We start from the raw sequence: 20240 nt of genomic DNA, 5'->3' as shown, positions 1-20240 counted from the left end.
AACCAGACGCCTCGTATGCGCGGCGGCCGACAGTCCGACGTTGCCACACCATCCACAACCCTCGTTGAGCTGACCTGGATCGAGAAGCGGATCGAGCACTGGATCAGGTTCGGTCGCAAGGTTCACGAGCAGGTTCTCGACCAGCGCCACCGCGTCGTCGGGTTTGCGCCCAACACGACCTTCGCCTTCGTCCGCTGGGCCGCGAACGACTTCGGCACGATCATCTCGCGCATCGATATCCTGCGCGCGGTTCGTGAGGGCGAACCGTTCCAGACGCTGCCGTTCGTCAGACCAGGCGGCGACATCCTTCTGAAAGTCGACCGCTGGCCGAAGGTCGAGCGCGTGCTGCAAGCCATCGACGCCATTGAGGCGCTCGGCATAGATCCCGTCGATGTCGCGCCCGACCATTGGCGTCATGTCCACAACCGTCTGAAGGCCGACCAGGAGCCACGCCCCTACACCCGCGAGCGTCATCACGCTTGGCTCCAGCGCCGCAGGGCCGAACCATGATGCGGTACGGCTACGTCACGACGACCTACTTCGCCGTGTTGGCGATCGGCGGATTGTCCTTCATTCATGTCGCGCCGAAACTGATCTGGAACGCGTCAGCCAGCACGCCGATCGGTCTCTACCGCATCCGGCCGACAGGGCGGCTTGCTGCGGGCGATCTTGTCGCTGCCGATGCTCCGGAACCACTGGCGAGCTTCCTTGCCGACAACGGCTACCTGCCGCGCGGTGTGCCGCTGATGAAGCGCGTCGCCGGCCTTCCCGGACAGGAAGTCTGTCGCAATGGCCTCGCCATCACCGTCGATGGAATCGAGATTGGCAAGGCGCTCGAACACGATCGCCGCGACCACCCACTGCCGGCCTGGCAGGGCTGCCAGCGCATCGTCAGCGGCAAAGTCTTCCTGATGAATGGACAGGTCCGCGACAGCCTAGATGGCCGCTACTTCGGACCGATTCAGACCAGTTCGATCATCGGCCGTGCCACCCCGATGTGGACGGATGAGGACGGGACTGGCCGCTACGAATGGCGCGCTCCAACCCACTGATCACGCGTGAACCTTCAACGCGCACCGCACAAAGGAACTTTCAAATGGCACAGATCGGAGAGTTCACCCGCACGAGTCCGGATATTCCGGCCAACTCCAGACGCTCACGCTCGACGTTCAACTCGGACTGGTTCTCGCCAAGCCGTCGGACGCCGAGAACGCGCCGGATTTTCGCATCCACATCGGCGAGGACGGTGATGGACCCGAGGTTGGCGCAGGCTGGAAGCGCACTGGAGAGAAGCCGCGAATACGTCTCGCTGCTGTTCGACGATCCCGTCTTCGCGCAGCCGATCCGGGCAAACCTGTTCCGATCCGATGCCGACAGTGCGTCATGGTCTCTGCACTGGAACCGTTCGCCCAAGAGCGGCGAGCGGGAGTGACGCCATGCGGACCTCCCGTCACCGCGCCGCCGCCGGCCTTCCCAAGGTCGCCCGCTGGATCGCATTCCTTCTCCTTTCCGGCCTTCTGTCGATCGCTGCCTTGCCGCCCACATCGGTCGCGCAGAATTCGCCGATCGAACGGGCGGCTGCCGGAGGTCCTTATGCGGCAATCATCGCTGAGGCGTCGCAGCGGTTCGGCATTCCGAAGAGCTGGATACGCGCCGTCATGCGCGCCGAAAGCACAGGCGACGTCCTGGCGGTCTCAACTGTGGGCGCCATGGGGCTGATGCAGATCATGCCCGGCACGTGGGCGGAACTTCGTCTTCGCCACCGTCTCGGCAGCGATCCCTACAGCCCACGCGACAATATCCTGGCGGGCGCGGCATATCTGCGCGAAATGCACGACCGCTATGGATCACCGGGCTTCCTCGCCGCCTACAATGCTGGCCCCGGCCGCTACGAGGAATACCTCGCTGGCCGCCGTGCGCTTCCAGCCGAAACCCGCGCCTACGTCGCTGCCCTTGCGCCTCTTGTCGGAGGCGGAAAAGTCGATCGCCCTTTCGTCGTAGCCGGGGCCGTCGAGCGCAATAGCTGGATGCGCGCACCGCTGTTCGCCGCCCAGTCCGAGCCCAGGCCGGCTGTCGATCCTGCACCGCGCGATGATCAGCCCGATGACGCCCCGGCGGCAACTCCCGTGCACGATCTCTCCGCCATCTCGCCCGTTTCCGACGGCCTGTTCATCGCCCGTCCCAGCACTGGAGGCCCACGATGACGAGTTTCGCAGGATCGCGCGAACGGGCGTGGAATGGCGCAGGGTGGAGGGAATTGCAGGAGCGGCGAGGAAACAGGAGCTTAGGACGGCAAGATAAAAGGGGCTCGCCGGTCGTCAGCCAAGCCATTGATATGGCTTGTCTTCCGGCGTGCCTGTCGGTCGGAGCGTGTGCCGCGCTTGGGGATTTTGTCAACGATTTCAACGGCATTTTCGGCACTGCTCGTCTACTACCTTCATTGGTGAGTTGGCAATGAGCGAGGGCGACAGCGACTTTCGCGTCCGGCCAGGACGCATCCGCGGCACACGCGTGCCGAAGGCGAAGAGCTTCGTCAACCAGGTGCTGCGGGCCGCCAAGCGGGCCGGCCACACCGATGGCGCGTCCAGGTCGGCGCCGAGGAGCGGCCGTTCGCCCGTTCTGGGCCGCTCCAGCTTCGGACGTGGCCGGATCAACTTCAGCCGGAACCGGCTCTTCTCCTCTAGCCGACGTGTCGTCGTTGCGGCGCGGATTGCCCGGCATTCGGTCAAGGCGTTTCGCTCCGCCCCTATGTCCGCACATCTGTCCTATCTGAAGCGCGACGGCGTGACCCGCGACGGCGAGAAGGCAGTGATGTTCGACGCCGGCAGCGACCGCGCCAATGACGTAGCCTTCGCCGAGCGATCCAAGGACGACCGCCACCATTTCCGTTTCATCGTCTCGCCCGAGGACGCCGGCGAGATGACGGACCTGCGCGCCTTCACGCGCGACGTTGCAAAGCAGATGGAAGCGGATCTCGGATCCCGGCTCGACTGGGTCGCCGTCGATCACTGGAACACCGACAACCCCCACGTCCATCTGCTCGTGCGTGGGGTTGACGACACCGGCGCGGACCTCGTGATCTCGCGCGACTATATCAGCCGTGGCCTGCGCTCCCGCGCCGAAGAATTGGTGTCGATCGAACTCGGTCCACGACCTGAGCACGAAATCCGCGATGCCCTGGAGAAGGAGATCACCGCCGAGCGCTGGACGCGGCTCGATGTGGAAATCCGCATCGCCGCCGACGAGACCGGGTACATCGACCTGCGGCCGCAAGCGATCGGCACCGCCGATCCCGAAAGCCGTCGCCTGATGATCGGCCGGGTCCAGCATCTGGAGAAGATGGGCCTCGCCACCACGGTCGGTACCGGCGAATGGATGGTAGGCCTAGAGGCCGAGCGCTGGCTCCGGGATCTCGGCATGCGCGGTGATATCATCAAGACGATGCACCGCGCCTTTACCGAACGCGCGCAGGATCGCGGCATCGCCGACTATGTGATCCACGCTGGCGCGACAGGCGCGCCCATCATCGGCCGGCTTGTGGACAAGGGCCTTCAGAACGAACTGACCGGCGAAGCCTACGCCGTGATCGACGGCACCGACGGTCGCGCGCACCACGTCCGCTTCCTGGGCGTCGAGGCGTTCGAGCACTCACCGCCGATCGGCGGCATCGTCGAGGTGCGTCGCTTTGGCAGACCGGAGGATGAACGGCCGACGCTCCTGCTCGCCAATCGCTCTGACTTCGACCTGAATCGCCAGATCACCGCGCCGGGCGCGACATGGCTGGATCATCGGCTGGTCGAGCGCGAACCGATGCCGCTCGCGATGGGCGGGTTCGGGCGCGAGGTCCGTGACGCCATGACGGCCCGCGCGGACCATCTCGCGGCGGAAGGGCTTGCCCACCGACAGGGCCGGCGCGTCATCCTGCAGCGCGACCTCCTCAATACGCTGAGCCGTCGAGAGTTGGATGCCACCGCCGCGCGGCTCTCGGCCGAAACCGGCCTGCCGCATATGAAGGCGGCCACAGGTGAGCATGTCGCCGGAGTCTATCGCCAGCGCCTCACGCTCACGTCTGGCCGCTTCGCGATGATCGATAGCGGGCTTGGCTTCCAGCTCGTGCCGTGGTCGCCTCCGCTCGAAAGAAATCTTGGTCAGACCATCGCCGGCGTCGTCAGGGATGGAGGCGGCATTGAATGGAGCTTCGGCCGGAAACGTGCTTTGGGACTCTAGTGCCGCGCGGAACGTTGACGGGCGGCAGGCGGCGGTCCACCCTTCGCTCAGGTTGGTCCTCTCGGGGCGACTTGATAATCGGAGTTCCTTCAAACCCCTATGCAAGACAAGACAACACTGGCGAAGAAACAGACCGGAAGAAGCGAGCGAAGCCAGGCGGTCAGCGCAGATCTGATCGCCGTTGTGATTGCCGTCACTGATGGCAAGCCACGCGTGCTCACCGTTGGCCAGGCAAGTGCTTTGCCGTCGGGTCCGTTTGAACTCGGCCATCGTTCATTGCAGTCGGGTTTGAGAGCATGGGTGGAACGGCAGACCGGCCATCCCCTGGGTTATATCGAACAGCTCTACACGTTCGCCGACCGTGATCGGATCGGCGAAGAGCATGTGCAACGGGTGATCTCGATCAGCTATCTCGGCCTGACGCGCGAAGAGCAGGCCGAAGGGTCTGGAGTGCACGGCTGGCGAAGCTGGTACGACTATTTTCCATGGGAAGATCACCGCGCGGGCGTGCCACCCATCCTGGCCGATATCCTCGTGCCCAGACTTTTGGCCTGGGCCGACGGAGCCGAAGATATCAACATGCGCCGTGATCGCCGGCAGCGCGTGGCCTATGCCTTCGGCCTGGATGATCGGGGCTGGAACGAGGAACTTGTCCTGCAGCGATACGAACTGCTCCATGAAGCAGCGCTTGTGGCCGAAGCCACACGCGCCCGTGACAGCGGCAGTTCAGTGGCCATTTCCGGTCAGCCAATGATTGCCGATCACCGCCGCATTCTGGCAACGGGGATCGCCAGGCTTCGAACCAAGATCAAATACCGCCCTGTGGTGTTCGAGCTGATGCCGCCCACATTCACGCTGCTGCAATTGCAGCGCACCGTTGAAGCGCTTGCCGGGAGGCTGATCCACAAGTCAAATTTCCGGCGGCTCATCGAGCAGCAGGATCTTGTCGAGGAAGCGGGGGAGACGACAGCCGATACCGTGGGACGGCCTGCCAAGCTCTTCCGTTTTCGTCACGCTGTCCTCGACGAGCGGGCGGTCGCCGGGACGAAATTGCCACTGTCGCGGAGTTGACTCCATTTATTCTCAGAGTGAGTATATGCCATAAATATACTCATAGTGAGAATAACTAGGAGCCCTGATGTCCACTTGGCTGCCAACCGCTGCTTCGCTCTATGATCGGGTGCGACGGGTCATCCCACCGATCGAGTGGCCGGCATTCGCCGATGATATCGACGCCATTCTCGATCTGAAACGGCGGCGAAACGCCGTCATCCTGGCGCATAACTATCAGACGCCGGAGATATACCACTGTGTCGCCGACATCGTTGGCGACAGCCTGGCGCTTGCCCGCAAGGCGGTATCGACTGAAGCGGATGTCATTGTGCTGGCCGGCGTGCATTTCATGGCCGAGACGGCGAAGCTGCTCAACCCGCAAAAGACGGTGCTGATCCCCGACCTCAGGGCAGGCTGTTCGCTGGCGGACTCCATTACCGCCGAGGACATCCGCCTGCTGCGGCAGCGTTATCCGGGCGTGCCTGTTGTCACCTATGTCAACACATCAGCCGAGGTGAAGGCCGAGTCCGATATCTGCTGTACCTCCGGCAATGCGAAGAGCGTCGTGGAGTCGCTGGGTGTTCCCAGTGTGATCATGCTGCCGGACGAATATCTTGCCCAGAACATCGCCGCCCAGACCGACGTGCAGATCATCGCCTGGAAAGGGCATTGCGAGGTGCATGAGCGCTTCACGCCGGCCGATATCAGGGACTTGCGCGAAAGTCATCCGGGAGTGACGGTGCTGGCGCATCCCGAGTGCCCGCCGGAAGTGGTGGCCGAAGCCGATTTCTCCGGTTCGACCGCCGCCATGTCGGATTATGTCGGAAGGCAAAAACCACCCCGCGTCGTGCTGATGACGGAATGCTCCATGAGCGACAATGTCGCGGTCGAGCATCCCGAGGTCGAGTTCATCCGGCCCTGCAATTTGTGCCCGCATATGAAGCGGATAACGCTCGCCAACATCCGTTCAGCGCTCGAACAGAACCGCCATGTGGTGACCATCGAGCCGGAGATCGCGGGGCGCGCGCGGCTGGCTGTCGAGCGGATGCTGGCGGTATGAGCGTGGACGTCCAAGATCTCGCCGGGCGGCCGGTGATCATCGGCGGCGGCATAGCCGGACTGATGACCGCGCTGCACCTGGCGCCTGAGCCGGTGCTTCTCCTGTCGAGATCGCTGCTTGGCGCCGATGTGTCGAGCGCGTGGGCGCAGGGCGGGCTGGCCGCTAGCCTGGGCGACGATGATGACCCGGCGCTTCACCTTTCCGATACGCTCGCCGCAGGCGACGGCCTTTGCGACGCGGATGCAGCAAGGCGCATCGTGTACGCGGCGCCGGGCCCGATCGAGGATCTGGCGCGCCTTGGGGTTCGCTTTGATCGGACACCCGAAGGAGCGCTGACTCTCGGGTTGGAAGCCGCGCACAGCCGGCGGCGCATCGTACATGCCGGAGGTGACGGCAGCGGACGGGAAGTCATGCGCGGGCTTGTTGCCGCGGTGCGCTCCACGCCGACAATTGCAGTCGTCGAGGACATCGAAGCACGCCGGTTGGCGGTGGAGGACGGCAGGGTCACCGGCGTGCTGGCGAGATGTTCGACAGGTCCGGTATTCCTCGCCACCGTACGGGTCATTCTCGCCACCGGCGGAATCGGCGGGCTATTCCATGACTCAACCAACCCGCTGGGCAGTTGCGGACACGGCCTGGCGCTCGCAGCACGCGCGGGCGCAACCCTAGCCGACCTGGAGTTCATCCAGTTCCATCCGACCGCGCTTGACGGGCCGGGCCGTCCGATGCCGCTCATCAGCGAGGCGGTTCGCGGCGAAGGCGCAACGATCGTCGACGAGACAGGCCGACGTTTCCTCCACGGCGTGCGAGGTGCGGAACTCGCACCACGCGACATCGTCGCGCGCGCGGTCTGGAGACATCTTGCCGACGGCCATCGCGTCTTCCTCGACGTGCGCAAAAAGCCAGGCGCGACATTCGCGCAGCAGTTTCCAACGATCGCGTCAGCCTGCAACAAGGCCGGCATCGATCCGGCCCATGACCTCATTCCCATCCGGCCGGCCCAGCATTACCACATGGGTGGTGTCGCCGTGGATCTGGCCGGGCGAACATCGGTTCAGGGACTTTGGGCTTGCGGCGAAGTCGCGTCGACCGGGCTGCACGGCGCCAACCGGCTTGCCAGCAACTCGCTGACCGAAGCCGTTGTTTGCGCGCGCTGGGTTGCCGAGAGTGTAGCCGCTTCGCCTCAGCACCGTGGAAAGCCAGCGATGGCCTCTGACCTGCCCCCGCCAGATCCAAGGCCTGTGCGCCCTCTGCTGTCACATGCCCTCGGCGTAACGCGTGATGGCGAAGGACTAAAAGAGGCCGCGCGGGCCTTGTTGCTGCTGTTCCAGCGGCACGACACGGCGTCCGATTCCGCCGCCGTCGGGCTGATGATCGCGATTGCCGCCTTGCAGCGGCGGGAAAGCCGCGGGGCCCATTTCCGGACGGACTTTCCGCATCATGCGGCCGGCGCCCGCCGCTCCCAAATCACGCTCGACACGGCCGTGGCCGCAGCGCGGGAACTTGCGTCCTCCCCAACGCCGGAAAGCGTCTCATGATGAACCTGTCGCCACTCCCCGCAATCATGCTCGAACCCCTGGTGCGGGCAGCTCTTCTCGAAGATCTCGGCAGGGGCGGCGACCTGACGTCGAACGCCGTTGTACCGAAGGACCATCATACGACAACCGTGCTGACAGCGCGCCAGGCCGGAACTGTCGCCGGGCTCGATCTGGCGACGCTCGCCTTTCGGCTCATCGATCCTGACGTCGAAATGACCGTGCGTCGTGCGGACGGCAGCGAAATTGCGCAAGGAGAAATCATCGCGTCGGTGAGCGGTCCGGCCCGGGCCATACTCACGGCGGAGCGGACGGCACTCAATTTCCTCTGCCATTTGAGCGGCATCGCCACGGCAACGGCATCGGTCGGCGCGGCGGTCCGCGGCCATGGCGCAAAGATCGTCTGCACGCGCAAGACGACGCCCGGTCTACGAGCCGTCGAAAAATATGCCGTGCGCGCCGGTGGCGGCTCCAACCATCGCTTCGGCCTTGACGATGCCATCCTGATCAAAGACAACCACATCGCCATCGCCGGCAGCATTCGCACCGCAATCGAGCGGGCGCGAAGCAGCGTCGGTCATCTCGTCAAGATCGAAGTTGAGGTCGATACGCTGACCCAGTTGGAAGAGGTCCTGGCTCTCGCCCCCGACGCCGTCCTGCTCGACAACATGTCGGTCGACGCGCTTCGCCAGGCGGTGGCCATGGTTGCCGGCCGGGCGATCACCGAAGCGTCGGGCAGGATCACCGAAGCGTCGGCCCCAGCCATCGCGGCGACCGGTGTCGATCTTATCTCCATCGGCTGGTTGACCCACAGCGCGCCGATCCTTGATATCGGTCTCGACTACCGTGAGCTTTGATCGTCGGGTCTGAGTATCGGCAGTCGTCTGGCCTCCAACCCCGCCATTCACTGTCGCCAGTGGAACAGACCCTTCAAGAGTGCTGGATGACAGGAGTTGACCGATCGCGGTCTGTCTATCGCCGACACACGACGCATGTGCGCAAGCATCCACGCAACGACTGGGCCGGTGGGCCCGGCGACCGTACTATGTCGGCCCTTTTTCACGCTGCGACGTCCTATTACCGCATGAGCGATTGGGTGCCCTTCCCACATCGTTCTCATTGGGTATTTTGCCGGCACTCTTGCGACTTACCGCGCGCGTGAGACAGCACATGCTCAAGCCGCGCATCCACCCAAAGGCATCGATGGTTGAAATACGATGATCATAGCGCACCTTCTCGACATGGACGGGGTTCTAGTCCGCGGCGGCCAACCGATTGAAGGCTCGATCGACTATGTCGCTGCGCTGGTCGCCACCGGCAAGCCGTTTCAAATCTTCACTAACAACTCTCGCTTTACGCCGGACGATCATGCCGAGCGTCTCAGAGCGGTTGGCTTCCCCGTAACCCCTGAACATATCTACACGTCGGCACTGGCTACCGCGCGGTTCGTCGAGTTGCAAAAGCCGGGATCATCCGCATACGTCATCGGCGACCACGGCCTAGTCGAGGCCCTGCGGCGCGCCGGCTGCCGGATCACGCAGTTTGCCCCAGATTTCGTGATCCTCGGCGACACCACTTCGTACCACTATGAGCAGATCGCCGTCGGTGCTGAGCTTGTGGCAAAGGGCGCATGGTTTCTCGCCACCAATCCGGATGCCACCGGTCCGACAGAGCGGGGCTTCCATCCGGCCTGCGGCGCGGTCGCAGCCCTGATCGAAAAGGCCACCGGCCGTCAGCCCTATTTCGTAGGCAAGCCGAACCCATTCATGATGCGAAGCGCGCTTGACCGGCTAGGAGTTAGTGCGGTCGATACGATTCTGGTCGGGGACAGGATGGATACGGACGTGGTCGCGGGATTGGAATCGGGCCTGAAGACAGCGCTTGTACTTACTGGTGTGAGCACACGGGCTGACATGGAGCGGTTTCCATTCAGACCGGATCACGTCATCGAGCGCCTCGCCGATCTAGGCCAGGTCGTCATGATGGAATGACACTCCCAAGGGACCGCGCGGGATGACTGCCGCCACCAACGTCGCAAACGAATGCAGCCACGACTACTATAGGAGATAGGCACGCTCAAGACGTCTCGCCGACGCGGAAGGTGCCCTGCTGATTTGGTGCTGAAAAGCGACGTCTTATCGACCACCAAACGGGACGCTTCATAAGTGCAAGCGTTCCACTGTCTTCGCCGTCGGATGACGGAATTAGGGTGGCCCGCCGCCGTCGCCCGCCTGCTCTTTTTCCTGTATATGCTCTCTAGTGCTGCAACCAGGGGCTCTTCTCGAACATCAACGACTATCGCTCGACGTTGACCGCAGTACCGACGGGAAACGATTAAGAGCGCCCGGAAACGGGGCCGAAGAACTGCAAATGCTCTTGCACAAGCTGTCGCAGGAGGACTCTGCGGGGTTGTTGTGAACGATCCGGCTTCGCTCTCAAGCGGCACGGAGCTGGGGGAAACGATGGACGTCGAAAATGCGAAGGCCTTTTCGAATATCGCTTTGCGGCTTCCCTCAATAGCTGTGGGTGCCGTTTATGGCATCCTGTACTGGGTGTCCCCTCCACAATTGACGGACGTCGTCGTTGCCGCCCGGACGGAGGGTTCACTGCTCCAATGGATCGCTTTTCTCGCACCTGTCGTACTCACGGCTTTGCTGCAACTCGCGGCGATCGGTATGCGAGGTCAGACCCACCGCGTGGTCGACGCTTTCATCGTCAACATGCCGATGATCGCGCTGGGCGCTATCATTGGGCGATCCGCTCCGGAAACGATGTGGTTCATGGTGCCGGCCTGCCTTGGTGTTTGGGTTCTGTGCGGCTCATTTGGCCATCCCGATATTTATGGCAAGAGCTAGGGTTGTGCGTTTGTTGGTAACGGTAGTTCCCCTCGGTCTCTTAGCCGCAGCCGTGACCCTGCTCTCCTTCATGCCGGTTGCCTTCCCCGCGACTATCGGACCACTGGCGACTCTGTCAGTCGCCGTCGGCCTGTTGGGAATGTTAGCGTCATTTGCCGCGACATACCCTAAGCTTTCCGCAAGCTATTTGGTCGTCTGCGTGGTCGCGAGTTTCTTGGGCGGTCCACAACGCGCAGTGCCTCTCTTCGATCCGGCGCTCTATGCCCAGCATCCGGCATACGCGACGCTCGATGGTCTCTATCAATGGCTAAATGCAAGAGGGGACCTCGATGCCTATCGCAAGGCGCGTCATCCCTATCCAGTCATCATAAGCTCAGCTGAAGGTGGCGGCATGTATGCGGCTGCGCACGCATATCTCGCCCTGAGCGCAATGCAGGGGGTTTGCCCCAACTTCGCCCAGCATCTGTTCGCGTCGGTCGGCGTTTCGGGCGGTTCAATTGGCCAGCTGCTCTTTTCGGCCTCGTTGGATGCCAACAAAGAGAATACTGTTCTAAAACCCTGCCACAGAAGAACCGTATCTATCCCTACGGCCCCGGTCACTACCGACTTGCTATCACCTGTTTTCGCCAACTTGTTGATCGTCGGAACCGCCGACTTTCTTATCCCAGGACGCCAGGTCTTCACCGACAGTGGTACGGCATTGACTGACGCCGTCCTGACGACCTTGCCAGGCAACGAATTCCTCTCCGCGCCTTTGAGAGCGAGTTGGTCGCCTAAGGAAAACAGGCCCGTCCTCGTGTTCGTGTCGACGAATGTCAACGATGGAAACAGATTCGTATTCAGTGCACTCGACAACCTTGGCGCAGAGACAGCTGAGTCCTTCCCATCGGGCAATATTGTTTCTGCTCGCGATATTGGTACTGCCACTGCAGCCGTGATCAGCGCACGCTTTCCATGGGTGACGGATTCGGCCCGCCTTCAAGTGAGTGACAATTCCTTCCGCGTGCTCGCGGATGGGGGATACTACGAGAATTCAGGCGCCGACACCGCACTGGAGATTGTGCAGCAGATAAGGGGACTGGCTGCGCAAACACAGACGGCGGGTTGCACCTATCAGGTGACCGGTGGTGACGCCTGCAAATGCCAGCTCTACGTCCTCACTAAGTTCGACACACCTGTCGATTGGCAGGGCTGCAACAGTTACATTTTTCTCGCGTACGTGCCGATCGCCGGCCTAGTGGAGAACAAACCAGGCTACGTATATGGCGACACTCCAGACCCTTCGCAGTCGCTCATTGCGGATCCGTTGTCGACCATGCTTGCCGCGCGTTCGGCCCGTGGTGTTATCGCTTTAGCCAGAGCTGAGGCTTATTTTGGGGGATTTGACGATCCTACCTTCGCCGGCGGCAACGATGCAGACTCTGGATATTTTGAAAACGCCCTTCCGGCAGATGCACTTCGACTTCCGCTGGGCTGGAAACTTTCGCAGACAGCCGTAGATGACATGCTAAACCTGGCCGCCCCAACCGAAGCGTGCGAGGTGCCAACGAACACTGGAGTTCCGATCAGCAAAGTTGGGACAACCGAGACCGAGACGGTACCTTCTGACGACTCAGGCCTGCCAATCGACCCAGATCTCAAACAGGTCGCGCGTCACGACAACGGATGTAGCATGGCGACACTCGCGTGGTTGTTCGATCCCGCACACCATCCCGGTCAATACGCAATCGTAGGTTGGTAGGCTCGCAAGACGAGTCGTCACCCCTGCACTTTCTCCTGTATTGACTCTCTACTGGCGCCCGGACTGCGACCCACGGACCGTACCCCTTGCAATTCCAATCAATGGCCGCCGACCTTGATAGCATTTGCTGTCGAGGAACCTGCATTTGTCCGCCACGAAAATCCTCTGGGGCCAGATCACGATCGTCTTCCTGATCGTGCTGGCCACGACATGGGCCGCAACGCAGTGGACGGCGTGGAGGCTCGGCTTCCAGCCGCAACTCGGCGCGCCATGGTTCGAGCTGGCGGGCGTCCCATTTTACCATCCGCCGTCATTCTTCGCGTGGTGGTACTTCTACGACGCCTACGCGCCACCGATCTTCGTCGAGGGCGCATTCATCGCGGCCTCTGGCGGCTTCATGGCCATCGCCGTAGCGATCGGCCTGTCGGTCTGGCGAGCGCGCGAGGCGAAGAATGTCGAGACCTACGGCTCGGCGCGCTGGGCGAAACCGAATGAGGTCAAGTCCGCCGGGCTGCTCGGCCCTGACGGCGTGGTGCTCGGCAAGCTCGATCGCGACTATCTCCGTCACGATGGACCGGAGCATGTGCTGTGCTTCGCGCCCACGCGCAGCGGCAAAGGCGTCGGTCTGGTCGCGCCGTCGCTCCTGACCTGGCCGGGCTCGGCGATCGTCCACGATATCAAAGGCGAGAACTGGCAGCTCACGGCAGGCTTTCGAGCCAAGCATGGGCGGGTGCTGCTCTTCGATCCCACGAACGCGAGGTCCTCCGCCTACAACCCGCTCCTCGAGGTGCGGTGTGGCGAGTGGGAGGTGCGCGACGTCCAGAATGTCGCCGACGTGCTGGTCGATCCCGAGGGGTCGCTTGAGAAGCGGAATCATTGGGAGAAGACCAGCCACTCTCTTCTGGTCGGAGCGATCCTGCATGTCCTCTACGCCGAGCCCGACAAGACGCTGGCCGGCGTCGCTGGATTCCTGTCAGACCCTAAGCGGCCAATCGAAACCACACTGGCTGCGATGATGACAACGCCGCATCTCGGAGAAGCCGGTCCGCATCCCGTCGTCGCCTCGACGGCGCGTGAGCTGCTGAACAAATCCGACAACGAACGGTCCGGCGTGCTCTCCACCGCTATGTCATTTCTCGGCCTCTATCGCGATCCCGTCGTTGCCGAGGTGACGAGCCGCTGCGACTGGCGGATCGCCGACATCGTCGCCGATCCCAAACCGGCGACCCTCTACCTCGTCGTGCCGCCGTCCGACATCTCGCGCACAAAGCCGCTCATCCGCCTGGTGCTCAATCAAATCGGGCGGCGCCTGACCGAAGATCTTCATGCTAAGGACCGCCGCCACCGCGTCCTGATGATGCTCGACGAGTTTCCTGCGCTTGGCCGGCTGGATTTCTTCGAGAGCGCCCTTGCCTTCATGGCGGGGTACGGACTGAAAGCCTTCCTCATCGCCCAATCGCTCAATCAGATCGAGAAGGCATATGGCGCTAATAACTCGATCCTCGACAACTGCCATGTCCGGGTGAGCTTCGCGACCAATGACGAGAGGACGGCGAAGCGCGTGTCGGACGCTCTTGGCACCGCCACCGAAATGAAGGCGATGAGGAACTACGCCGGGCACCGGCTGTCGCCCTGGCTCGGGCATCTCATGGTCTCGCGCGCGGAAACGGCGAGGCCCTTGCTCACCCCCGGCGAGGCAATGCAGCTCCCGTCCAGCGACGAGATCGTCATGGTGGCGGGCACCCCGCCGATCCGCGCGAAGAAGGCCCGCTACTACGAGGACGGGCGATTCAGGGAGCGCGTCCTGCCGCCCCCGCATCCCGCCAAGAGCGGTCGGTCAGCACGCAAGGACGACTGGTCGGCGCTTGCCCCGCAGAAGCCTTGCCCCGCGCGCTCGGCCGGGGCGGAGAAGGCCGAGCAGGACGCGGCCAATGGTGGCGTGCGCCGCGAACCCGAACTGCCCGATCACGTCGCCATCGCCAAGGAGAACAGCGGACTGAGGCCGCAGGAAGAGTTCGCCATCATCGACGACCATGAGCCGGAGGACGCCGCCCGGCAGAGCCGCATTCTGCGCCAGCAAATGCGCGGGGTCGCCCGCCAGGTCGCGCTCGATCCCAACGACGGCATCGAGATGTGAGGCTCAGTCATGCGCGACCGGATGAACGTCTATTTTCCGCCTCAGATGCTGAGGCAGATCACCGAGCTTGCCGATCGCAAGAAACTCTCCCGCTCGGCGATCGTCGAGGCCGCCGTCGCCTCCTTTCTGTCGCCGGACGGCGCCGACCGGCGCGAGGCGGCATTTACCCGCCGCCTCGACCGGCTCTCGCGACAGGTTCAGCGCATGGAGCGCGATCTCGGCATCACCGCGGAAACCCTGGCGCTGTTCGTCCGTTTCTGGTTGACGATTACACCGCCGCTGCCTCCCGACGCACAGGCGGCCGCCCAAACCAAGGGGCGCGAGCGGTTCGAGGGGTTCATCGAAGCGCTGGGCCGGCGCCTGCAGAAGGGACAGAGTTTTCTCAGGGAAATTCCCGACGATATCGGCGGTGTTACGTCGGCCGAAGATACCATGGAATCGAACAAAGACGGCTGAATGCTCGTCGCGGAGGCGATACCAAGCAATCGGACGTCCCGCCATTTCCCTGTCTCTGTACGCCAGGCTTCGACGCCACATTGTTGTTGTTGCCAGACACCAATTCTTGCTCTTTCTGATCATCCCCGAGCCACAGCCGCCTTTGCGGTCCTTTGGCAAAAGGGGAAGACATGGCGATTTCCTACCAGCAGTCTGAGGCGTTCAGCCGTGGCGCTCGCATGCTGCGCACGGCCCTCGGATCGGCGATAGCGGGGTTTCTGGAAGACCCTGAAATCGTCGAGGTGATGCTCAACCCCGACGGGCGGCTCTGGATCGACCGTCTTTCGCACGGGCTCGCCGACACAGGTGAGCGGCTATCGTCTGCCGATGGCGAGCGCATCGTGCGCCTCGTCGCCCACCATGTCGGCGCCGAGGTCCATTCCGGTCGGCCGCGCGTCTCGGCCGAACTGCCCGATACTGGGGAGCGGTTCGAGGGCCTTCTGCCGCCGGTCGTCGCGGCCCCGGCCTTCGCGATCCGCAAGCCCGCCGTCGCCGTCTTTACCCTCGGCGACTACGTTTCCGCCGGCATCATGACGGCCGAGCAGGCCGAGTTGCTCCGCGCGGCGGTCGCCACCCGCAAGAACATCCTTGTCGCTGGCGGCACCTCGACCGGCAAGACCACGCTGACCAACGCGCTGCTGGCCGAAGTCGCCAAGACGGACGACCGCGTTGTGCTGATCGAGGATATGCGCGAGCTGCAATGCGCCGCGCCCAACCTCGTCGCGCTGCGCACCAAGGATGGCGTCGCCTCGCTCTCCGATCTGGTGCGCTCGTCACTTCGCCTGCGGCCCGACCGGATTCCCATCGGCGAGGTGCGCGGCGCCGAGGCGCTGGATCTGCTCAAGGCGTGGGGCACGGGGCATCCTGGCGGCATCGGCACCATTCACGCTGGAACCGCCATCGGTGCGCTCCGCCGCATGGACCAACTCATCCAGGAGGCTGTCGTCACAGTGCCACGGGCGCTGATCGCCGAGACCATCGATCTGGTGGCCGTGCTTTCCGGTCGCGGCTCGCACCGACGTCTTGCCGAACTCGCTCGTGTCGAAGGGCTCGACCGGACCGGCGACTACGCCATCATCCCCGCAGCATTTGATATCCAAGGAGACCGTCCATGATCCGCCTCGCCCACAATATCCGCCGTCACATCGCGACCGCAGCCTTCGTCAGCTGCGCCACGCTGATGCTGTCGCCTTGCGCCCAGGCGGCGGGTTCCTCGATGCCATGGGAAGCACCGCTCCAGTCGATCCTCGAATCCGTCGAAGGGCCTGTGGCCAAGATCATGGCGGTGATCATCATCATCGTCACCGGCCTGACGCTCGCGTTCGGCGACACCTCGGGCGGCTTCCGCAGGCTGATCCAGATCGTGTTCGGGCTGAGCATCGCCTTCGCGGCCAGTTCCTTCTTCCTGTCGTTCTTCTCCTTCGGCGGCGGGGCGCTTGTCTGATGCCGGCCTTCCTCGACACAGGCACCGACCTTCCGGGCTTCACCGCTCCCGTCCACCGCGCGCTGACCGACCACATCCTGCTCGGCGGCGCGCCGCGTTCTGTCGCCATCCTCAACGGGACGCTTGCTGCGGCGCTTGGCCTCGGCCTGCGGCTCTGGCTGGTGGGCCTCGTGCTTTGGGCGATCGGCCATTTCGCCGCCGTCTGGGCGGCCAAGCGCGACCCGATGTTCGTCGACGTGGTGCGCCGGCATCTGCGCATTCCCGGCCATCTGAACGTCTGAAGCGAAGGATCAGGAGTCGGCCATGATGAACCTTGCCGAATATCGCCGCACGTCTTCCCACCTGGCCGACTTCTTGCCTTGGGCGGCGCTGGTGGGCGAAGGCGTCGTCCTCAACAAGGACGGTTCCTTCCAGAGGACCGCACGCTTCCGCGGGCCGGATCTTGAATCATCGGTGCCCGCCGAACTGGTCGCGGTCGCCGGACGCCTCAACAATGCATTCCGCCGGCTCGGCTCCGGCTGGGCGATCTTCGTCGAAGCCGCCCGGCTGCCGGCGCAAGGCTATCCCGAGAGCCGGTTTCCCGACACCGCGTCCGCCCTCGTCGACGCCGAACGCAAGGCCGACTTCGAGGAAGAGGGCGCGCACTACGAATCCAGCTACTACCTGACCTTCCTCTATCTGCCGCCGGCCGAGGACACCGCGCGCGCAGAGAGCTGGCTCTACGAGGGCAAGGCGCAAGGCGGCGTCGACCCCCGCGCCATCCTGCGCGGCTTCATCGATCGCACCGACCGGATCCTCCAGCTCGTCGAAGGCTTCATGCCCGAAAGCATATGGCTCGATGACGCCGACACGCTGACCTACCTCCACTCGACAGTTTCAATAAAGCGCCACCACGTCCGCGTGCCCGAAATCCCGATGTATCTCGACGCGCTGCTGGTGGACCAGCCGCTGACGGGCGGTCTCGAGCCGCGGCTCGGCAAGGCGCATCTGCGCATTCTCACCATCGTCGGCTTTCCGACCGCGACCACACCCGGCATCCTCGACGAGTTGAACCGCCTCGCGTTCCCGTATCGCTGGTCGACACGCGCGATCATGCTCGACAAGACCGATGCGACGAGGCTGCTGACCAGGATTCGCCGGCGGTGGTTCGCCAAGCGCAAGTCGATCGCCGCGATCCTCAAGGAGGTAATGACCAATGAGGCGTCGACGCTTGTCGACAGCGATGCCGCCAACAAGGCGGCCGACGCCGATCTCGCCCTCCAGGAACTTGGCTCCGACCTGATCGGGCAGGCCTATGTCACGGCAACCGTCACGGTCTGGGACGACGATCCGCGCGTCGCCGACGAGAAGTTGCGCCTTGTCGAGAAGGTGATCCAGGGTCGCGACTTCACCGCGATGGCCGAGACGATCAACGCGGTGGACGCCTGGCTCGGCAGCTTGCCCGGCCAGGTCTACGCCAACGTCCGGCAGCCACCGATCTCCACACTCAATCTCGCCCACATGATCCCGCTCTCGGCGGTGTGGGCGGGGCCGGAACGGGACGAGCATCTTGCAGCACCTCCCCTGCTCTTCGGAAGAACCGAAGGCTCGACCCCGTTCCGGTTTTCAATTCATGTCGGGGACGTCGGGCATACCCTCGTCGCCGGGCCGACCGGCGCCGGCAAGTCGGTTCTGCTGGCGCTGATGGCCTTGCAGTTCCGGCGGTACGAGAGCGCTCAGGTCTTTGCCTTCGACTTCGGCGGCTCAATCCGTGCAGCGGCGCTCGCGATGGGAGGCGACTGGCATGACCTTGGCGGCGACCCCACGGACGGCGCCGCGGCATCAGTCTCACTTCAGCCGCTCGCCCGTATCCATCACACTCCAGAGCGTGCATGGGCGGCCGACTGGATCGTAGCCATCCTGATGCGCGAGAGCGTCGTCATCACCCCGGATGTGAAGGAACATCTCTGGTCGGCGCTAACCTCGCTCGCGTCAGCCCCGGTGGCGGAACGCACCCTGACGGGTCTTTCCGTGCTGTTGCAATCATCGGCGTTGAAGCAGGCCCTTCGGTCGTACTGCATCGGCGGCCCGTATGGTCGGCTGCTCGACGACGAGACGGAACGGCTCGGCGAGGCTTCCGTCCAGGCCTTCGAGACCGAAGGGCTGATCGGCACGGGTGCGGCGGCGGCAGTGCTCTCCTATCTGTTCCACCGCATCGAGGACCGCCTCGACGGTCGGCCGACGCTGCTGATCGTCGATGAAGGCTGGCTCGCGCTGGACGATGAGGGATTTGCCGGGCAGCTGCGCGAATGGCTGAAGACACTGCGCAAGAAGAACGCCAGCGTCGTCTTCGCCACGCAGTCGCTCTCCGACATCGACCGCAGCGCGATTGCGCCCGCCATCATCGAGAGCTGCCAGACGCGCCTGCTATTGCCGAACGAGCGGGCGATCGAGCCGCAGATCACGGCGATCTATCGGCGCTTCGGGTTGAACGACCGCCAGATCGAGATCCTCGCGAGGGCCACCCCGAAGCGCGACTACTACTGCCAGAGCCGCCGCGGCAACCGTCTGTTCGAGCTGGGTCTCGGCGAGGTGGCGCTCGCCTTCACAGCGACCTCGTCAAAGGCCGACCAGGCCGCGATCGAACGCGTCCTCGCAGAGGCCGGCCGGGATGGGTTTGTGCCCGCCTGGCTACGGGCCCGCAGCGTGGAGTGGGCCGCCGACCTTATCCCCGATCTCGCCAACCTCAGTCCCCAAACCCAGCACGAGGCCCAATCATGACTACCCGTTCCCGTTCCCGTTCGCTTGCCGCCCGCCTTGCCGCGGCTCTCTTGATCGCACCCGTCTCTTTGTCGCCAATGATCACGACACCGGCCCTGGCCCTCATCGTTTTCGATCCGACGAACTACGGGCAGAATGTCCTTCAGGCTGCTCGCGCACTGGAACAGATCACCAACCAGATCACCTCGCTCCAGAACGAGGCACAGATGCTGATCAACCAGGCCCGCAACCTTGCGAGCCTGCCTTACTCATCGCTCCAGCAGCTTCAACAGTCGGTCCAGCGTACCCAGCAACTGCTGACACAGGCGCAGAACATCGCCTTCGACGCCCAGCAGATCGACCAGGCGTTCCAGACAACCTACGGCAGTGCCTCGCTCTCGGCCTCGGACCAGCAGTTGATCGCTGGCGCCCGCGAGCGTTGGCAGAATACCGTCGGCGGCCTTCAGGACGCCATGCGTGTCCAAGCCGGCGTCGTCGGCAACATCGACACCAATCGAACCGAGATGTCTGCCCTCATCGGGCAGAGCCAGGGTGCCACCGGCGCGCTGCAGGCCGCGCAGGCCGGCAATCAGCTCCTCGGTCTCCAGGCACAGCAACTCGCCGACCTGACTGCCGTGGTCGCCGCCAACGGCCGGGCGCAAGCGCTTCAATCGGCCGAGCAGGCCGCGGCCGTCGAACAGGGCCGCGAGCAACGCCGCCGCTTCCTGACGCCGGGCGCCGGCTACCAGCCGGGCAACGCCCGCATGTTCCAGAACGGCGACTGAGGGCAGCGTCATGGACGGAAAGATGCTCGCCCGGCTCGGCGCGGTCGTATTTGTCGCGGGGGGGGGGGGGGGGCCCCCCCGCCCCCCGAGCCCGCCACGGGGGGGGCCCCCCCCCCCCCCCGCCGCGCGGCGGGGCGGCGTCCACCCCGCCCCCCGCGGGGGGGCGGCG

The 20240-nt window shown here is 63.9% G+C and carries 18 protein-coding genes and 1 pseudogene; all 19 read left to right on the top strand.

What is annotated here, in order from left to right; genetic code table 11:
- Nucleotides 1-15 precede the first annotated feature (15 nt).
- The 19 genes and pseudogenes from NKJ01_RS31220 to trbJ all read left to right on the top strand — a co-directional run bounded on the left by NKJ01_RS31220 (nt 16) and on the right by trbJ (nt 20071).
- Nucleotides 16-510, top strand: coding sequence for a DUF2840 domain-containing protein (locus NKJ01_RS31220; RefSeq protein WP_352734087.1), 495 nt, complete (start codon nt 16-18; stop codon nt 508-510).
- Entirely contained in the window at nt 507-1052 is a 546-nt protein-coding gene (locus NKJ01_RS31215) for a S26 family signal peptidase (protein WP_352734067.1), read from the top strand. The genes NKJ01_RS31220 and NKJ01_RS31215 overlap by 4 nt, the downstream gene beginning before the upstream one ends.
- A gap of 44 nt (nt 1053-1096) precedes the next feature.
- A pseudogene (locus NKJ01_RS31210) lies at nt 1097-1432 on the top strand (DUF736 domain-containing protein).
- Nucleotides 1433-1436: 4 nt separating this feature from the next.
- On the top strand, nt 1437-2204 hold the full coding sequence (locus NKJ01_RS31205; protein WP_352734066.1) for a lytic transglycosylase domain-containing protein: 768 nt from the start codon (nt 1437-1439) through the stop codon (nt 2202-2204).
- A 250-nt stretch (nt 2205-2454) separates the two neighbouring features.
- Nucleotides 2455-4227, top strand: coding sequence for a relaxase/mobilization nuclease domain-containing protein (locus tag NKJ01_RS31200; protein WP_352734085.1), 1773 nt, complete (start codon nt 2455-2457; stop codon nt 4225-4227).
- 99 nt (nt 4228-4326) lie between these two features.
- Nucleotides 4327-5298: an NUDIX hydrolase gene (locus NKJ01_RS31195; protein ID WP_352734064.1), complete on the top strand. Its 972-nt coding sequence runs from the start codon at nt 4327-4329 to the stop codon at nt 5296-5298.
- A gap of 67 nt (nt 5299-5365) precedes the next feature.
- Complete coding sequence (nadA, locus tag NKJ01_RS31190; protein WP_352734062.1) at nt 5366-6340, top strand: quinolinate synthase NadA; 975 nt, start codon at nt 5366-5368, stop codon at nt 6338-6340.
- The gene (locus NKJ01_RS31185) at nt 6337-7878 is read left to right on the top strand and encodes an L-aspartate oxidase (RefSeq protein WP_352734060.1); all 1542 of its coding nucleotides are present in this window, start codon (nt 6337-6339) and stop codon (nt 7876-7878) included. The genes nadA and NKJ01_RS31185 overlap by 4 nt, the downstream gene beginning before the upstream one ends.
- Complete coding sequence (nadC, locus tag NKJ01_RS31180; protein WP_352734083.1) at nt 7878-8732, top strand: carboxylating nicotinate-nucleotide diphosphorylase; 855 nt, start codon at nt 7878-7880, stop codon at nt 8730-8732. The genes NKJ01_RS31185 and nadC overlap by 1 nt, the downstream gene beginning before the upstream one ends.
- Nucleotides 8733-9092: 360 nt before the next feature.
- Nucleotides 9093-9866 carry an HAD-IIA family hydrolase gene (locus NKJ01_RS31175; protein ID WP_352734058.1) on the top strand — a complete coding sequence of 258 codons (774 nt, stop codon included), beginning with the start codon at nt 9093-9095 and terminating at the stop codon, nt 9864-9866.
- Between the two features lie 471 nt (nt 9867-10337).
- Nucleotides 10338-10730 carry a hypothetical protein gene (locus NKJ01_RS31170; protein ID WP_352734056.1) on the top strand — a complete coding sequence of 131 codons (393 nt, stop codon included), beginning with the start codon at nt 10338-10340 and terminating at the stop codon, nt 10728-10730.
- 52 nt (nt 10731-10782) lie between these two features.
- The gene (locus NKJ01_RS31165; protein ID WP_352734054.1) at nt 10783-12471 is read left to right on the top strand and encodes a hypothetical protein; all 1689 of its coding nucleotides are present in this window, start codon (nt 10783-10785) and stop codon (nt 12469-12471) included.
- Between the two features lie 145 nt (nt 12472-12616).
- Complete coding sequence (locus NKJ01_RS31160; protein ID WP_352734052.1) at nt 12617-14608, top strand: conjugal transfer protein TraG; 1992 nt, start codon at nt 12617-12619, stop codon at nt 14606-14608.
- 9 nt (nt 14609-14617) lie between these two features.
- Nucleotides 14618-15064, top strand: a complete 447-nt coding sequence (locus tag NKJ01_RS31155) for a ribbon-helix-helix domain-containing protein (RefSeq protein WP_352734050.1) — start codon at nt 14618-14620, stop codon at nt 15062-15064.
- Between the two features lie 170 nt (nt 15065-15234).
- Nucleotides 15235-16218 (top strand): P-type conjugative transfer ATPase TrbB, encoded by a 984-nt coding sequence (gene trbB, locus NKJ01_RS31150; protein WP_352734048.1) that lies wholly within the window; start codon nt 15235-15237, stop codon nt 16216-16218.
- Nucleotides 16215-16547 (top strand): TrbC/VirB2 family type IV secretion system protein, encoded by a 333-nt coding sequence (locus NKJ01_RS31145; RefSeq protein ID WP_352734046.1) that lies wholly within the window; start codon nt 16215-16217, stop codon nt 16545-16547. Before trbB ends, NKJ01_RS31145 begins: the two co-directional genes overlap by 4 nt.
- Nucleotides 16547-16828, top strand: a complete 282-nt coding sequence (locus NKJ01_RS31140) for a VirB3 family type IV secretion system protein (RefSeq protein ID WP_352734044.1) — start codon at nt 16547-16549, stop codon at nt 16826-16828. The genes NKJ01_RS31145 and NKJ01_RS31140 overlap by 1 nt, the downstream gene beginning before the upstream one ends.
- 22 nt (nt 16829-16850) lie before the next feature.
- Complete coding sequence (gene trbE, locus NKJ01_RS31135; RefSeq protein WP_352734042.1) at nt 16851-19307, top strand: conjugal transfer protein TrbE; 2457 nt, start codon at nt 16851-16853, stop codon at nt 19305-19307.
- Entirely contained in the window at nt 19304-20071 is a 768-nt protein-coding gene (trbJ, locus tag NKJ01_RS31130; RefSeq protein ID WP_352734040.1) for a P-type conjugative transfer protein TrbJ, read from the top strand. The genes trbE and trbJ overlap by 4 nt, the downstream gene beginning before the upstream one ends.
- The last annotated feature ends 169 nt before the right edge of the window (nt 20072-20240 follow it).

Origin of the sequence: Mesorhizobium sp. M0276, from assembly GCF_040321755.1 — a bacterium.
In the GTDB taxonomy this organism is placed as follows: domain Bacteria; phylum Pseudomonadota; class Alphaproteobacteria; order Rhizobiales; family Rhizobiaceae; genus Mesorhizobium.
This window is presented reverse-complemented; position numbering and strand designations above follow the sequence as displayed.

Excerpts from the sequence above, each read along its gene's own strand:
- NKJ01_RS31220 (WP_352734087.1), top strand. The coding sequence starts at position 16 with ATGCGCGGCGGCCGACAGTCCGACGTTGCCACACCATCCACAACCCTC.
- NKJ01_RS31215 (WP_352734067.1), top strand. The coding sequence starts at position 507 with ATGATGCGGTACGGCTACGTCACGACGACCTACTTCGCCGTGTTGGCG.
- NKJ01_RS31205 (WP_352734066.1), top strand. The coding sequence starts at position 1,437 with ATGCGGACCTCCCGTCACCGCGCCGCCGCCGGCCTTCCCAAGGTCGCC.
- NKJ01_RS31200 (WP_352734085.1), top strand. The coding sequence starts at position 2,455 with ATGAGCGAGGGCGACAGCGACTTTCGCGTCCGGCCAGGACGCATCCGC.
- NKJ01_RS31195 (WP_352734064.1), top strand. The coding sequence starts at position 4,327 with ATGCAAGACAAGACAACACTGGCGAAGAAACAGACCGGAAGAAGCGAG.
- nadA (WP_352734062.1), top strand. The coding sequence starts at position 5,366 with ATGTCCACTTGGCTGCCAACCGCTGCTTCGCTCTATGATCGGGTGCGA.
- NKJ01_RS31185 (WP_352734060.1), top strand. The coding sequence starts at position 6,337 with ATGAGCGTGGACGTCCAAGATCTCGCCGGGCGGCCGGTGATCATCGGC.
- nadC (WP_352734083.1), top strand. The coding sequence starts at position 7,878 with ATGAACCTGTCGCCACTCCCCGCAATCATGCTCGAACCCCTGGTGCGG.
- NKJ01_RS31175 (WP_352734058.1), top strand. The coding sequence starts at position 9,093 with ATGATCATAGCGCACCTTCTCGACATGGACGGGGTTCTAGTCCGCGGC.
- NKJ01_RS31170 (WP_352734056.1), top strand. The coding sequence starts at position 10,338 with ATGGACGTCGAAAATGCGAAGGCCTTTTCGAATATCGCTTTGCGGCTT.
- NKJ01_RS31155 (WP_352734050.1), top strand. The coding sequence starts at position 14,618 with ATGCGCGACCGGATGAACGTCTATTTTCCGCCTCAGATGCTGAGGCAG.
- trbB (WP_352734048.1), top strand. The coding sequence starts at position 15,235 with ATGGCGATTTCCTACCAGCAGTCTGAGGCGTTCAGCCGTGGCGCTCGC.
- NKJ01_RS31145 (WP_352734046.1), top strand. The coding sequence starts at position 16,215 with ATGATCCGCCTCGCCCACAATATCCGCCGTCACATCGCGACCGCAGCC.
- NKJ01_RS31140 (WP_352734044.1), top strand. The coding sequence starts at position 16,547 with ATGCCGGCCTTCCTCGACACAGGCACCGACCTTCCGGGCTTCACCGCT.
- trbE (WP_352734042.1), top strand. The coding sequence starts at position 16,851 with ATGATGAACCTTGCCGAATATCGCCGCACGTCTTCCCACCTGGCCGAC.
- trbJ (WP_352734040.1), top strand. The coding sequence starts at position 19,304 with ATGACTACCCGTTCCCGTTCCCGTTCGCTTGCCGCCCGCCTTGCCGCG.